Annotated in this window: 12 protein-coding genes and 1 pseudogene; 11 read left to right on the forward strand and 2 right to left on the reverse strand. The window is 68.4% G+C overall.

Annotated elements, in window-relative coordinates; translation table 11 throughout:
- The 8 genes from AS93_RS0106215 to AS93_RS0106250 form a co-directional block, all read left to right on the forward strand.
- Nucleotides 1–1124, forward strand: a 1124-nt coding sequence (locus AS93_RS0106215) for a phosphoenolpyruvate carboxylase (protein WP_027589804.1), incomplete at its 5' end; no start/stop codon positions are given.
- Nucleotides 1125–1279: 155 nt separating this feature from the next.
- The gene (gene adk, locus AS93_RS0106220) at nucleotides 1280–1927 is read left to right on the forward strand and encodes an adenylate kinase (RefSeq protein ID WP_027589805.1); all 648 of its coding nucleotides are present in this window, start codon (nucleotides 1280–1282) and stop codon (nucleotides 1925–1927) included.
- A gap of 131 nt (nucleotides 1928–2058) precedes the next feature.
- Nucleotides 2059–2733 carry a tRNA (adenosine(37)-N6)-threonylcarbamoyltransferase complex dimerization subunit type 1 TsaB gene (gene tsaB, locus AS93_RS0106225; RefSeq protein ID WP_027589806.1) on the forward strand — a complete coding sequence of 225 codons (675 nt, stop codon included), beginning with the start codon at nucleotides 2059–2061 and terminating at the stop codon, nucleotides 2731–2733.
- Between the two features lie 214 nt (nucleotides 2734–2947).
- A complete protein-coding gene (locus AS93_RS0106230; RefSeq protein ID WP_027589807.1) occupies nucleotides 2948–3160 on the forward strand; it encodes a hypothetical protein in 213 nt (70 codons plus the stop codon).
- A 48-nt stretch (nucleotides 3161–3208) separates the two neighbouring features.
- Nucleotides 3209–4069 (forward strand): DUF72 domain-containing protein, encoded by an 861-nt coding sequence (locus tag AS93_RS0106235; protein WP_027589808.1) that lies wholly within the window; start codon nucleotides 3209–3211, stop codon nucleotides 4067–4069.
- A 24-nt stretch (nucleotides 4070–4093) separates the two neighbouring features.
- A complete protein-coding gene (locus AS93_RS0106240) occupies nucleotides 4094–4927 on the forward strand; it encodes an isocitrate lyase/phosphoenolpyruvate mutase family protein (RefSeq protein ID WP_027589809.1) in 834 nt (277 codons plus the stop codon).
- A 2-nt stretch (nucleotides 4928–4929) separates the two neighbouring features.
- Nucleotides 4930–5616 (forward strand): extensin family protein, encoded by a 687-nt coding sequence (locus AS93_RS0106245; protein WP_027589810.1) that lies wholly within the window; start codon nucleotides 4930–4932, stop codon nucleotides 5614–5616.
- Nucleotides 5617–5667: 51 nt separating this feature from the next.
- Nucleotides 5668–6432, forward strand: a complete 765-nt coding sequence (locus tag AS93_RS0106250; protein ID WP_027589811.1) for a class I SAM-dependent methyltransferase — start codon at nucleotides 5668–5670, stop codon at nucleotides 6430–6432.
- Nucleotides 6433–6574: 142 nt separating this feature from the next.
- On the opposite strand, the gene AS93_RS0106255 is transcribed toward AS93_RS0106250, so the two are convergent.
- Both AS93_RS0106255 and AS93_RS0106260 read right to left on the reverse strand, forming a co-directional pair.
- The gene (locus AS93_RS0106255; protein ID WP_027589812.1) at nucleotides 6575–7315 is read right to left on the reverse strand and encodes a glucose 1-dehydrogenase; all 741 of its coding nucleotides are present in this window, start codon (nucleotides 7313–7315) and stop codon (nucleotides 6575–6577) included.
- Nucleotides 7316–7414: 99 nt separating this feature from the next.
- The gene (locus AS93_RS0106260; RefSeq protein WP_027589813.1) at nucleotides 7415–8041 is read right to left on the reverse strand and encodes a TetR/AcrR family transcriptional regulator; all 627 of its coding nucleotides are present in this window, start codon (nucleotides 8039–8041) and stop codon (nucleotides 7415–7417) included.
- Nucleotides 8042–8124: 83 nt separating this feature from the next.
- On the opposite strand from AS93_RS0106260, the gene AS93_RS0106265 reads away from it, so the two are divergent.
- From AS93_RS0106265 to AS93_RS0106275, 3 genes and pseudogenes are all read left to right on the forward strand, one after another.
- The gene (locus tag AS93_RS0106265) at nucleotides 8125–9228 is read left to right on the forward strand and encodes an efflux RND transporter periplasmic adaptor subunit (protein ID WP_027589814.1); all 1104 of its coding nucleotides are present in this window, start codon (nucleotides 8125–8127) and stop codon (nucleotides 9226–9228) included.
- A gap of 6 nt (nucleotides 9229–9234) precedes the next feature.
- The gene (locus AS93_RS0106270) at nucleotides 9235–12312 is read left to right on the forward strand and encodes an efflux RND transporter permease subunit (protein WP_027589815.1); all 3078 of its coding nucleotides are present in this window, start codon (nucleotides 9235–9237) and stop codon (nucleotides 12310–12312) included.
- Nucleotides 12313–12426: 114 nt separating this feature from the next.
- Nucleotides 12427–12781 (forward strand): annotated as a pseudogene (locus tag AS93_RS0106275) (EamA family transporter); the annotation flags it as partial.

Genomic DNA, 12781 nt, shown 5'->3' on the forward strand with positions numbered 1-12781 from the left:
AAACCCTTGCCGACCTGCGCGGCGCGCGGGAGGTCATGGCGCGCCTGCTGGCCCTGCCGAGCTATCGCGCCCGGCTGGCCGGCCCGCAGGAGGTGATGATCGGCTACTCGGATTCGGCCAAGGACGCCGGCACCCTGGCCGCCGCCTGGGCGCAGTACCGGGCCCAGGAAGAGCTGGTGACGCTGTGCCGGGAGCAGGGCGTCGAGCTGCTGCTGTTCCACGGGCGCGGCGGCACGGTGGGGCGCGGCGGCGGACCGGCCCACGCCGCCATTCTGTCCCAGCCCCCGGGCTCAGTGGCCGGGCGGTTCCGCACCACCGAACAGGGCGAGATGATCCGCTTCAAGTTCGGGTTGCCGCAGATCGCCGTGCAGAACCTCAAGCTGTACCTGGCCGCCGTGCTGGAAGCGACCGTGGCGCCACCGCCCGAGCCGGAGCCGGAATGGCGCGAGGAGATGGAGCGCCTGTCCGCCGATGCGCTGGCCGCTTACCGGGGTGTGGTGCGCGAACATCCCGGCTTCCTGGAGTATTTTCGCCAGGCCACGCCCGAACAGGAGCTGGCGCGCCTGCCGCTGGGCAGCCGGCCCGCACGGCGGCGCGAGGGCGGCATCGAGAGTCTGCGGGCCATTCCCTGGATCTTCGCCTGGACCCAGACCCGGCTGATGCTGCCGGCCTGGCTGGGTTGGGAGACGGCGCTGCGCAACGCGTTGCAGCGCGGGGAAGGTGCCCTGTTGCAGGACATGCGCGCGCACTGGCCGTTCTTCCGTGCCCGGCTGGACATGCTGGAGATGGTGCTGGCCAAGGCCGATGACGAGATCGCGCGCCTTTACGACGAGCGTCTGGTGCGCGATGAGCTGCGACCCCTGGGTCAGGAATTGCGCGACCTATTGTCGCAGGCTGAGCAGGTAGTGCTCGATCTGACTGGTCAGTCACGGGTGTTCGAGCACAACCCGCAGACCCTCGAGTTCATCAGTGTGCGCAACACCTATCTGGATCCGCTGCATCTGCTGCAGGCCGAGCTTCTGGCCCGTTCCCGCCAGTCCGGCACGGAGGTTCACCCGCCGGTCGAGCAGGCGCTGCTGGTCAGTGTGGCGGGTATCGCCGCCGGACTGCGCAACACGGGATAGGGAAGAGGCCACGCCGGGTAGGCGCTTGTACGCGAGATAGGCGCTGTGTATCTTGAACGGCCTTTTTCGGTCGCGCCACTGCCCAGCCCCTTATAACGGGTTGGCCCTCTGACGGGCTATTAGACTTCCTGATTACCTAAAGGAGCATAACAACGATGCGTGTGATTCTGCTGGGTGCGCCCGGTGCTGGCAAAGGCACCCAGGCCCGCTTCATCACCGAAAAGTTCGGTATCCCGCAAATCTCCACCGGCGACATGCTGCGTGCCGCCGTCAAGGCCGGTACCCCGCTGGGCCTGAAGGTCAAGGACGTGATGGCCAGCGGCGGCCTGGTTTCCGATGACATCATCATCGACCTGATCAAGGAGCGCATCACCCAGCCGGATTGCGCCAATGGCTTCCTGTTCGACGGTTTCCCGCGCACCATTCCGCAGGCCGAGGCCCTCAAGGCTGCCGGCGTAACCATCGACCACGTGCTGGAAATCGCCGTGGAAGACGAGGAGATCGTCAAGCGCATGGCGGGCCGCCGTTTCCACCAGGCCTCCGGCCGCACCTATCACGTCGAGTACAACCCGCCGAAGGTGGCTGGCAAGGACGACGTGACTGGTGAAGAACTGATCCAGCGAGAGGACGACAAGGAAGAGACCGTGCGTCATCGCCTGTCTGTCTACCATTCGCAGACCAAGCCGCTGGTGGACTTCTACCAGAAGCTGTCCGCTGCCGAAGGCACGCCCAAGTACAGCCTGGTTCCCGGTGTCGGCTCGGTGGATGAGATCACCGCCAAGGTGTTCGCCGCCCTGAGCTGATCGGCTCTCCGGCATTTCGACAACGGCCCGCTTGCGGGCCGTTGTCGTTTCCGGCGTTCGGCGATTCCGGCACACGATCGCCAGCGGACGGGCTTATAATGCCGGCCCTTTATTTCCCACCGGACGATGTGATGACCACCCTGCTGGCCCTGGATACCGCCACCGAAGCCTGCTCCGTTGCCCTGCTGCACGAGGGCCGCCTGCTCAGTCGCTACGACGTGATCCCGCGCCTGCATGCCCAGCGTCTGCTGCCGATGGTGCAGGAGCTGCTCGGCGAGGCTGGCATCGCGCTGTCCGCGGTGGACGCCATCGCTTTCGGGCGGGGCCCGGGCGCGTTCACTGGGGTGCGCATCGCCATCGGCGTGGTGCAGGGCCTGGCCTTCGCGCTGCAGCGTCCGGTGCTGCCGGTCTCCAACCTGGCGGTGCTGGCCCAGCGCGCCCATCGCGAACGTGGCGTCGAACAGGTGGCAGCGGCCATCGACGCGCGCATGGACGAGGTGTACTGGGGTTGCTACTGCCTGGAGGCGGGCGAGATGCGCCTGGCCGGTGTCGAGGCCGTGCTACCGCCCGAACAGGTGGCCCTGCCGCGTGGCGCCGCCGGCGAGTGGTTCGGCGCCGGCACCGGCTGGGCCTTTGCCGATCGCCTGGCCGTGCGGCCGTCGTTGGGTATGGATGCCAGCCTGCTGCCGCATGCCGAGGATCTACTACGCCTGGCCGAGTTCGCCTGGGCGCGCGGCGAGGCCGTGGCGGCCGACGCGGCGCAGCCCGTCTACCTGCGTGACCAGGTCGCCACGCCAAAAGCCTAGGAATGCACGAATCGGTGAACCTGCGCCGGCGACGCCGGTCTCAGCCGTCAGGATGCGCGGCAGGTCACGGGCTGCGCGTTGCATCGAGGTGGGGCGCTGCATAGAGTGGCGACACCTGTGAGGTTCAGCCATGCGCATCGACGGATTTCGACCCCTCTCCCAACACTCGCGTGCTCGGCGCCCCGGCCGTACGCATGCGGCCGACGCAGACGACATGGATCGCCTGCCCGCGCTGATCGAGGCGACGGCGCTGGTGCCCAGCGAAGCCGAGTTCGAGCGCATGGCCCGCACGCCGAACGCCCTGCGTACCCTGTCGCCGCTCGCTGCGCCCGGCGCCCAGGTGCTGGAGGCGCTGTCCAGCTACAGCCGCATCGCCGCTCTGCTCGACGAGCCGCCCGCACGGCACTACATCGATCTTTACGCCTGACCCGCCGCGTCGCCTACAATCGGCCCCGAATCCGTCCGGGGACTCCCCATGCTGCCCTACTACCTAGGCTGCCCGTCGTGGAACGAGGCGGGCTGGCGCGGCTCGCTGTATGCGCCGTCGACGCGGCCGGCCGAGTTTCTTGGCGACTACTGCCGTGTGTTCAACGCCGTCGAAGGCAACACCACCTTCTATGCCTGGCCATCCGCCGACACCGTGCGCCGCTGGAGCGAGCGCATGCCGGCGGGCTTCCGCTTCTGTGCCAAGCTGCCGCGCGACATCAGCCACGAGGGCGACCTGCGGGAGCGCCTGGGCGCCACCCGCGAGTTCCTGAACCTGTTGGAGCCGCTCGGCGAGCGGCTCAGTCCGTTGTGGCTGCAACTGTCCGCCGCCTTCGGCCCGCAGCGTTTGCCGGAGCTGGGCGACTGGCTGGACGCCCTGCAGGGGCGTCCGCTGGCGGTGGAGGTGCGGCATCGCGCCTTCTTTGCCAAGGGGGAGGAGGAGCGCCAGCTCAATAGGCTGCTGCACGAACGCGGCGTGGAGCGCATCTGCCTGGATTCCCGGGCGCTGTTCGCCTGCGCCTCGTCCGATCCCGCCGTACTGCATGCCCAGGCCAAGAAACCGCGCGTGCCGGTACGTCCGGCGGCGTTCACCACCCATCCGCAGGTCCGCTTCATTGGCGGTCCGGACCTGGATGCCAACCAGTCCTATCTGGAGCCCTGGCTCGACAAGGTAGCGGGCTGGATCGAGGAGGGCCGCCAGCCCTATGTCTTCCTGCATACCCCGGACAACCTGCTGGCCCCGCAGCAGGCGCGGCGTTTCCATGCCGGGTTGTGCCAGCGGCTGCCCGGCCTGCCGGAATTGCCGACGATTGCCCACGAACCGGCGGAGGAGCAGCTGGGTCTGTTCTAGTGCTCACTAGACCGGGGGGAAGCCATGGCGATGACGCAAGCGCAACGGGCAGAGCTGTTTCGCGACCTGCACTTCGGCACGCACCTGCTGGTGCTACCCAATCCCTGGGATGCCGGTTCGGCGCGCCTGCTGGCGGGTCTGGGCTTCGAGGCGCTGGCTACCACCAGTGCCGGGTTGGCGTTTTCCCTGGGGCATCGGGACGGTGTGGGCGAGGTCAGCCGCGAGCAGGCCCTGGCGAATGCTGCTGCCATCGTCCAGGCCAGCGGCCTGCCGGTAACCGCCGACCTGGAAAGCGGCTACGGCCCGACCCCCGAGGATTGCCGGCGCTCCATCGAGGAGGCCGCGCGGGTCGGGTTGGTGGGCGCGTCCATCGAGGATGCCAGCGGTGATCCGCTGGCACCGATCCTGCCGCTGGAACAGTCGGTCGAGCGCGTGCGCGCCGCCGCCGAGGCGGCCCGCGGCCTGGGCTTTCCCTTCATGCTCTGCGCCCGTACGGAAAACTTCATGCATGGTCGCGCCGACCTGGACGACACCCTGCGGCGCCTGAAAGCCTACGCCGAGGCCGGCGCTGACGTGCTGTACGCACCGGGCGTGACCCAGCGCGACCAGATCCTGGCTCTGGTGCGTGCCGTGGCGCCCAAGCCGGTCAACGTGCTGGTGGGTATTCCCGGCATCCAGATGTCGCTGGAAGGCCTGTTCGAGCTGGGCGTGCGGCGGGTCAGCCTCGGTTCCAGCCTGGCGCGGGTAGCCTATGGCGCCTTCTACCAGGCGGCCAGTGAACTGGCCCGCCGTGGCAGTGTGCAGGCGGTGCGCCAGGCCATGTCCTTCGAGCGTCTGAACGACCTGTTCCGGAGCTGAGGGTGCGCTGGCTGCTGCTGGCGGTGTTGGTCGCGGTGCTGGGGCTGGCGCTGGGCGTGCAGCGAGGCTGGCTGGAGCTGCCGCCGCGCTGGGATCCCCGCACCCCGCTGGAGGTGCGCGCGCCGCCCGACTGGCTGAGCGGCTGGCGGCTCTGGCGGTTGCGCCGTGATCCGGCGCTGTGCGCGCAGGTGCTGGCCAGCTCGCAGCTGGACTACGTCAGTCAGCCGGACAGCCGGCTGGACAGCGACTGCCCGCTGCGCAACGTCGTGCGGGTGCGCGCCGGCCATGCCGCTTTCAGCGCCAGCTTCCTGGCCACCTGTCCGTTGGCGGTGTCCTATGCGCTGTTCGAACACCACGACCTGCAGCCGCTGGCCCGGGAGATCCTTGGCCAGTCGGTGGTGCGCGTCGAGCACTTTGGCAGCTTCGCCTGCCGCAGGATCGGCGGGAGCCAGCGGTGGAGCCGGCACGCCAGCGCCAATGCGCTTGACGTCGGGGCCTTCCGCCTGGCGGATGGCCGCAGCGTCAGTGTGGCGGGGCACTGGCGGAGCGAGGGGGCCGAGGCGCGCTTCCTGCGCGCGGTGCGGGATGCGGCCTGCCAGCATTTCCAGGCGGTGCTGGGACCGGAGTACGACACCGCGCACCAGGATCATTTCCATCTGGAGGTTGGCGGGTTCGGCGTGTGCCGCTGAGCCCCCGAGCTCTGGCACAATGCCCGGCCTTTTTCCTGCTTCGCCAATGCCATGTCCGAATCCCTGTTGTGTGTCCAGGCTCTTGAACCCCGCTTCGACGAGGCGGCCCGCCAGTGGGCGGCGCGGCTGAACCTGCCGATGAACCAGGAGGCCTTGTTCGCCCTGCAGTTGGGCGAGGCGGGACTGCAGCTGGCCGAACTCGGCCCCGGCGCGCCGGGGCCGGTGCGCGTGGATTTCGTCGAAGGCGCGGCGGCGCACCGGCGGCTGTACGGCGGCGGTAGCGGGCAGATGATCGCCAAGGCGGTCGGCGTGCAGGCCGGCATCCGCCCGCGCATCCTGGACGCCACCGCCGGACTGGGGCGCGACGCCTTCGTGCTGGCCACGCTGGGCTGCGAGGTGCAACTGATCGAGCGTCAGCCGGTGATCGCCGCGCTGCTGGAGGACGGCCTGGCGCGCGCCGCGCGGGCGCCGGATGTTGCCGGCATCACCGCGCGCATGCGCCTGCTGACCGGCAACGCCATCGAGGTGATGCGCCAGTGGGCGGGCGAGCGGCCCCAGGTCATCTACCTGGATCCGATGTTTCCCCACCGCGACAAGAGCGCGCTGGTGAAGAAGGAGATGCGCCTGTTCCGCCCGCTGGTCGGCGACGATCTGGACGCGCCGGCGCTGCTGGAAGCCGCCCTGGCGCTGGCCAGCCATCGCGTGGTGGTCAAGCGCCCGCGCAAGGCGCCGATCATCGACGGGCCGAAGCCGGGCTACAGCCTGGAAGGCAAGTCCAGCCGCTACGACATCTATGCGCTGAAGAAGCTGGGGTAGGGGTCGGCGGACCTTGGGTAGTGCGGTCTACGTTGTATTTGGCCGCCGGGCGCGCGCACGGTGGACAAGGAAAAACGTTGTCCACCCTACGATTCTGGCCACCGAGGTTGGGGAGCCAGCCGCCCAACAGAATGGTCGGGGCTTAGCGTGCCGTGTACCCGCCGTCCACCACGAACTCGGCGCCGGTGATGAAAGAGGCTTCGTCCGAGGCCAGGAACACCATCACCCCGGTCAGTTCCTCCGGCGCGGCGATGCGGCCCATGGGCGTGGCCTCGGCGAGCATCTGCCGGTCGGTCTCGCCGAGGATCGGGGTGTCGACGAAGCCCGGATGCACCGAATTGACCCGCACGCCTTCCTTGGCCCAGGCCAGCGCGGTGCTCTTGGTGAGCAGACGCACCGCACCCTTGGCGGCGTGGTAGGCCGGCGAGGAGCCGAAGCCGCCGACAATGCCGAACATGGAGCTGACGTTGATCACGGCGCCGTTGCCGCTGGCCTTGAGCGCCGCGGAGGCGGCCTTGTGGCCAAGGAACACCGAGGTCTGGGTAATGGCGATGACGCGTTCGTAGGTGGCCAGGTCGGTGTCCTCGATCAGCCCTGAATCGCCGATGCCGGCGTTGTTGACCAGCACATCCAGCCGGCCGAATTCGGCCACCGTTTCGGCCACCACCCGTTGCCAGTCGTCTTCGCTGGAGACGTCCAGGTGCTTGTAGACCGCCACGCCACCCTTGGCGGTGATCGCATCGGCGGCCTGCCGGCCCAGCTCTTCCTGTACATCGGCAATCACCACCCGCGCGCCCTCGACGGCGAAACGCTCAGCCGTGGCGCGGCCGATGCCGCTCGCTGCGCCGGTGATCAGGGCGACCTTGTTGTCCAGACGTGCCATGGGAAGACTCCAGTGCTGATAGTTGGAGCAGGCTAGCCGCTCCCCGGTGACGCGACATCGATCCAGCTCAATGGAACGCGTGATAAAACCGCCTGCCGGCTAGAGCCGATGGGCACGCACGAACAGTCCGACCACTTCCTGCACATGCCGCTCGGCCTCCTCGGCAGACTGCGCCTGGGCCAGGCCGATCAGCAAGCGGAAGTTGTGCCCGCCCTTGAGCAGGGCGCAGAAGTGCTCGGCGGCGGCGCGCGGCTGGGCAATGCGCAGTTGGCCGCGGTGGTCGGCTTGGCGCAGGAACCGCTCCAGCTCGCCTAGGATGCGTCCAGGCCCGGCGTCATAGAACAGCTGCACCAGGGTCGGATTGGCATGTGCCAGGCCGAACATCAGGCGGTGCATGGCCAGGGATTCCGGGCTGTTGATCAGCGCCAGGAACGCACGTGCGATGTTCAGCAGCTGATCGTCGATGGGGCCTTGTGCGTCCCGGTGGTTGAACAGCTGCGGCAGCTGCTCTTCGCACTTGGCCTTCACCGCTTCGAGGAACAGGGTGTCCTTGTCACTGAAGTGGCTGTACACGGTGAGCTTGGAGACTCCGGCTTCGCGGGCGATGGCCTCCATGCTGCTGCCTTCGTAACCGTGACTGAGGAACTGCGCCTTGGCGGCCTCGAGAATAGCCTGGCGCTTGGCGGGGTCTTTGGGGCGCCCTGGCCCGGGGGTCGTTGAGGTCATGCGGAAGTTACTGGACTGGGAAGTTCAGTATTTCTACTATGCGCGGCACAACAAATCCAACGCCATGCGTGAAAGGATCCACCATGCTCCGTCATGTCCTGTCCCTCGCCCTGCCTTTTTCCCTGATAGCGCTGCTCGGTGCCTGCGGCAACGGCCAGGAGGTCGAAACACCGCCGCGTCCGGCCATGGTGGTACAGCCGCAGCCGGCCGCCGCGCTGCTGGAAACCTTTCCCGGCGAGGTGCGCGCGCGCTTCGAGCCCGAGCTGGCCTTCCGCATCGGCGGCAAGGTGGCCAAGCGTCTGGTGGAAGTCGGCGAGCGCGTGAAGAAGGACCAGCCGTTGGCCGAGCTCGATCCCCAGGACGTGCGCCTGCAACTGGAAGCGGTGCGCGCGCAGATGGCCGCCGCCGAGGCCAACCTGAACCTGGCGCGCGCCGAGCGCGACCGCTACCAGACCCTGCTGGAGCGCCAGCTGGTCAGCCGTTCGCACTTCGACAGCGCGGACAACACCTATCGTTCCGCCGAAGCCCAGTTCCAGCAGGTCCGCGCCCAGTACGACGTGGCGCGCAACCAGGCCACCTATGCCGTGCTGCGTGCCCCGCAGGATGGCGTGATCGCCAGCCGCCGCATCGAAGTGGGACAGGTGGTGGCCGCCGGGCAGACGGTGTTCACCCTGGCCGCCGATGGCGAACGCGAGGTGGCCATCAGCTTGCCGGAACAGGCGCTGGAGCGTTTCCGCATCGGCCAGGAGGTCGCGGTGGAGCTCTGGTCGCAACCGGGTCGCCGCTTCACCGGCCAGATTCGCGAACTGGCCCCGGCCGCCGATCCCCAGTCGCGCACCTTCGCCGCGCGGGTGGCTTTCCAGGAGAACGGCGTGCCGGCCGAGCTCGGGCAGAGCGCCCGCGTGCTGATCAGCCATGCCGATAGCGTGCCCCTGGCGGTGCCGCTCTCGGCGCTGTCCGCCGAAGGTGGCGAGCCCTTCGTGTGGGTGGTCGACCCGGCCACACAGACCTTGCAGCGCCGACTGGTCCGCGTCGGGCCCTACGGCGAATCCCAGGTGCCGGTGCTCGAAGGGCTCAGTGCCGACGAATGGGTGGTGGCTGCCGGCGTGCAGGTGCTGCGTGAAGGCCAGAAGGTGCGCCCGGTCAATCGCGACAACCGACCGGTCCAGCTGACGCGCGCGGAGTAGGTCGCCATGAATTTCAACCTCTCCGCCTGGGCATTGCAGAACCGCTCGATCGTCCTGTACCTGATGATCCTGCTCGGCATCGTTGGTGCCGTGTCCTACACCAAGCTCGGTCAGAGCGAGGACCCGCCGTTCACCTTCAAGGCCATGGTCATCCAGACCCAGTGGCCGGGCGCCAGCGCCGAGGAAGTCTCGCGTCAGGTCACCGAACGCATCGAGAAGAAGCTGATGGAGACCGGCGCCTACGAGCGCATCGTCTCCTTCTCGCGGCCGGGCGAGTCGCAGGTGACGTTCATCGCCCGCGACTCCCTGCGCTCCAGCGAAATCCCCGATCTCTGGTACCAGGTGCGCAAGAAGATCGGCGACATCCGCCACACCCTGCCCCAGGGCGTCATCGGGCCGTTCTTCAACGACGAGTTCGGCACCACCTTCGGCAACATCTACGCGCTGACCGGCGACGGCTTCGACTATGCGGTGCTCAAGGACTATGCCGACCGCATCCAGCTGCAGCTGCAGCGGATCAAGGACGTCGGCAAGGTCGAGCTGATCGGCCTGCAGGACGAGAAGATCTGGATCGAGCTGTCCAACACCAAGCTGGCCACCCTCGGCCTGCCGCTGACGGCCGTGCAGCAGGCGCTGGAGGCGCAGAACGCGGTGGCCGCCGCCGGGTTCTTCGAGACCGCCAGCGACCGCATCCAGCTGCGGGTCAGTGGTCGCTTCGAACGCGTCGATCAGATCCGCGACTTCCCGATCCGTGTCGGCGACCGCACCTTCCATCTCGGCGACGTGGCCGAGGTGCATCGCGGTTTCAGCGATCCGCCGGCGCCGCGCATGCGTTTCATGGGCGAGGACGCCATCGGCCTGGCTGTGTCCATGCGCGATGGCGGCAACATCCTGCTGCTCGGCGAGGCGCTGGAAGGCGAGTTCGCGCGGCTGCAGGCCAACCTTCCGGCCGGCATGCAGCTGAGGAAGGTGTCCGACCAGCCGGCCGCCGTGCGCACCGGGGTCGGCGAGTTCGTCCGGGTGCTGGCCGAGGCGGTGATCATCGTGCTGCTGGTGAGTTTCTTCTCGCTGGGCCTGCGCACCGGCCTGGTGGTGGCGCTGTCCATCCCGCTGGTGCTGGCGATGACCTTCGCCTGCATGTACTACCTGGGCATCGGCCTGCACAAGATCTCCCTGGGCGCCCTGGTGCTGGCGCTGGGCCTGCTGGTGGACGACGCGATCATCGCGGTGGAGATGATGGCCATCAAGATGGAGCAGGGCTACGACCGGCTCAAGGCGGCCAGCTACGCCTGGACCAGCACGGCCTTCCCGATGCTCACCGGCACGCTGATCACCGCCGCCGGTTTCCTGCCGATCGCCACCGCGCAGTCGAGTACCGGCGAGTACACGCGCTCGATCTTCGAGGTGGTGGCCATCGCCCTGCTGGTGTCCTGGATCGCCGCCGTGATGTTCGTGCCCTGGCTGGGCCATCGCCTGCTGCCGGACCTGGCCAGGCTGCATGCCGCCAAGCATGGCAACCAGGCCCATGACCCCTATGCCACGCCGTTCTATTCGCGGGTGCGCCGGGTGGTCGGCTGGTGCGTGCGTCGCCGCAAGACGGTCATGCTGCTCACCCTGCTGGCCTTCGTTGCCTCGGTGATGCTGTTCCGTCTGGTGCCCCAGCAGTTCTTCCCGCCGTCGGCGCGCCTGGAACTGATGGTTGACATCAAGCTGGCCGAGGGCGCCTCGTTGCGCGCCACCGAGGACGAGGTGGCGCGGCTGGAGACACTGCTCGCAGAGCAGCCGGGCATCGACAACTACACCGCCTACGTAGGCAGCGGTTCGCCGCGCTTCTACCTGCCGCTGGATCAACAGCTACCGGCCACCAGCTTCGCCCAGTTCGTGGTGCTGACCGACAGCATTGAGTCACGCGAGTCGGTGCGTGCCTGGCTGATCCAGACCCTGGCCCAGCAGTTCCCGAGCCTGCGCAGCCGCGTGTCGCGCCTGGAGAACGGCCCGCCGGTGGGCTACCCGATCCAGTACCGCGTCAGCGGCGAGCACATCGACGAGGTGCGCCGCCTGGCCCGCGAAGTCGCCGCCCGGGTGCGCGCCAACCCCCACGTGGCCAACGTGCACCTGGATTGGGAGGAGCCGAGCAAGGTCATCCACCTTGACCTTGACCAGGAGCGCGCCCGCGCGCTGGGCGTGAACACCGCCGAGCTGTCGCGCTTCCTGCAGGCCTCGCTGTCGGGCACGCGGGTCAGCCAGTACCGCGAGGGCAACGAGCTGATCGAGATCCTGGTTCGCGGTGGCGAGGAAGACCGCCGCAGCCTGAGCCTGCTGCCCAGCCTGGCGGTGCCCACCGACAGCGGCCAGAGCGTGCCACTGTCCCAGGTGGCGACCCTGGAGTACGGCTTCGAGGAAGGGGTGATCTGGCACCGCAATCGCCTGCCCACGGTGACCGTGCGCGCCGACATCTACGGCGAGGAGCAGCCGGCCACGCTGATCGGCCAGATCCGTCCGGCGCTGGACGAGGTGCGCGCCAGCCTGCCCGACGGCTACCTGCTGGAAGTCGGCGGCACCGTGGAGGATTCCGCGCGCGGCCAGAAATCGGTGAACGCCGGCCTGCCGCTGTTCGTGGTGGTGGTGCTGAGCCTGCTGATGCTGCAGCTGCGCAGCTTCTCGCGCTCGCTGATGGTATTCCTCACCGCGCCGCTGGGATTGATCGGCGTCACCCTGTTCCTGCTGGTGTTCCAGCAACCGTTTGGCTTCGTCGCCATGCTTGGGACCATCGCCCTGTCCGGGATGATCATGCGCAACTCGGTGATCCTCATCGACCAGATCGAGCAGGACATCGCCGCAGGGCATGAGCGCTGGAATGCGATCATCGAGGCCACCGTGCGCCGCTTCCGGCCCATCGTGCTGACCGCCCTGGCGGCGGTGCTGGCGATGATCCCGCTCTCGCGCAGCGTGTTCTTCGGGCCGATGGCCGTGGCCATCATGGGCGGGCTGATCGTCGCCACCGTGCTGACCCTGCTGTTCCTGCCGGCGCTGTATGCGGCCTGGTTCCGGGTGCGCAAGGATGAGGGCGCGAGGGCGGGCTGAGGCTTTTCTGTGGGAGCGGGCGGGTCCGCGAGCTGGGCGGGGGTTTTCCGAAAAGCTCGCGAATGCATTCGCTTCCACAGCGGTACCATGGCTGTCCGACGAAAGGAGTCTCCCATGCCCGCGCCCCGTATCCTGCTGCTCACCCTGCTGGCCATGCTCGGCTTCGCCGGCAACTCCCTGCTCTGCCGGGTGGCGCTGAAGAGCGGCGCGCTGGATGCCGCCACCTTCACCAGTGTGCGCTTGCTCTCCGGCGCGATGGTGCTCTGGCTGCTGGTCAGCGTTGGGCGGCGGCGCCCCGAGGGCAGCTGGCCTTCGGCCCTGGCGTTGTTCGTCTATGCCGCCGCCTTCTCCTTCGCCTATGTGCAACTGGATACCGCCAGCGGCGCGCTGCTGCTGTTCGGCGCCGTGCAGCTCGGCATGCTGGCGGCTGCCTGGCGGCGCGGCGAGCGTCTCGGCCGCTGGCAGGCGG

It is taken from the genome of Pseudomonas sp. RL (assembly GCF_000647775.1).
Taxonomy (GTDB): Bacteria; Pseudomonadota; Gammaproteobacteria; order Pseudomonadales; family Pseudomonadaceae; genus Serpens; species Serpens flexibilis.

Bases quoted from the DNA above. Each gene is read 5' to 3' on its own strand.
- adk (WP_027589805.1), top strand. From the start codon at position 1,280: ATGCGTGTGATTCTGCTGGGTGCGCCCGGTGCTGGCAAAGGCACCCAG.
- tsaB (WP_027589806.1), top strand. From the start codon at position 2,059: ATGACCACCCTGCTGGCCCTGGATACCGCCACCGAAGCCTGCTCCGTT.
- AS93_RS0106230 (WP_027589807.1), top strand. From the start codon at position 2,948: ATGGATCGCCTGCCCGCGCTGATCGAGGCGACGGCGCTGGTGCCCAGC.
- AS93_RS0106235 (WP_027589808.1), top strand. From the start codon at position 3,209: ATGCTGCCCTACTACCTAGGCTGCCCGTCGTGGAACGAGGCGGGCTGG.
- AS93_RS0106240 (WP_027589809.1), top strand. From the start codon at position 4,094: ATGGCGATGACGCAAGCGCAACGGGCAGAGCTGTTTCGCGACCTGCAC.
- AS93_RS0106250 (WP_027589811.1), top strand. From the start codon at position 5,668: ATGTCCGAATCCCTGTTGTGTGTCCAGGCTCTTGAACCCCGCTTCGAC.
- AS93_RS0106255 (WP_027589812.1), bottom strand. From the start codon at position 7,315: ATGGCACGTCTGGACAACAAGGTCGCCCTGATCACCGGCGCAGCGAGC.
- AS93_RS0106260 (WP_027589813.1), bottom strand. From the start codon at position 8,041: ATGACCTCAACGACCCCCGGGCCAGGGCGCCCCAAAGACCCCGCCAAG.
- AS93_RS0106265 (WP_027589814.1), top strand. From the start codon at position 8,125: ATGCTCCGTCATGTCCTGTCCCTCGCCCTGCCTTTTTCCCTGATAGCG.
- AS93_RS0106270 (WP_027589815.1), top strand. From the start codon at position 9,235: ATGAATTTCAACCTCTCCGCCTGGGCATTGCAGAACCGCTCGATCGTC.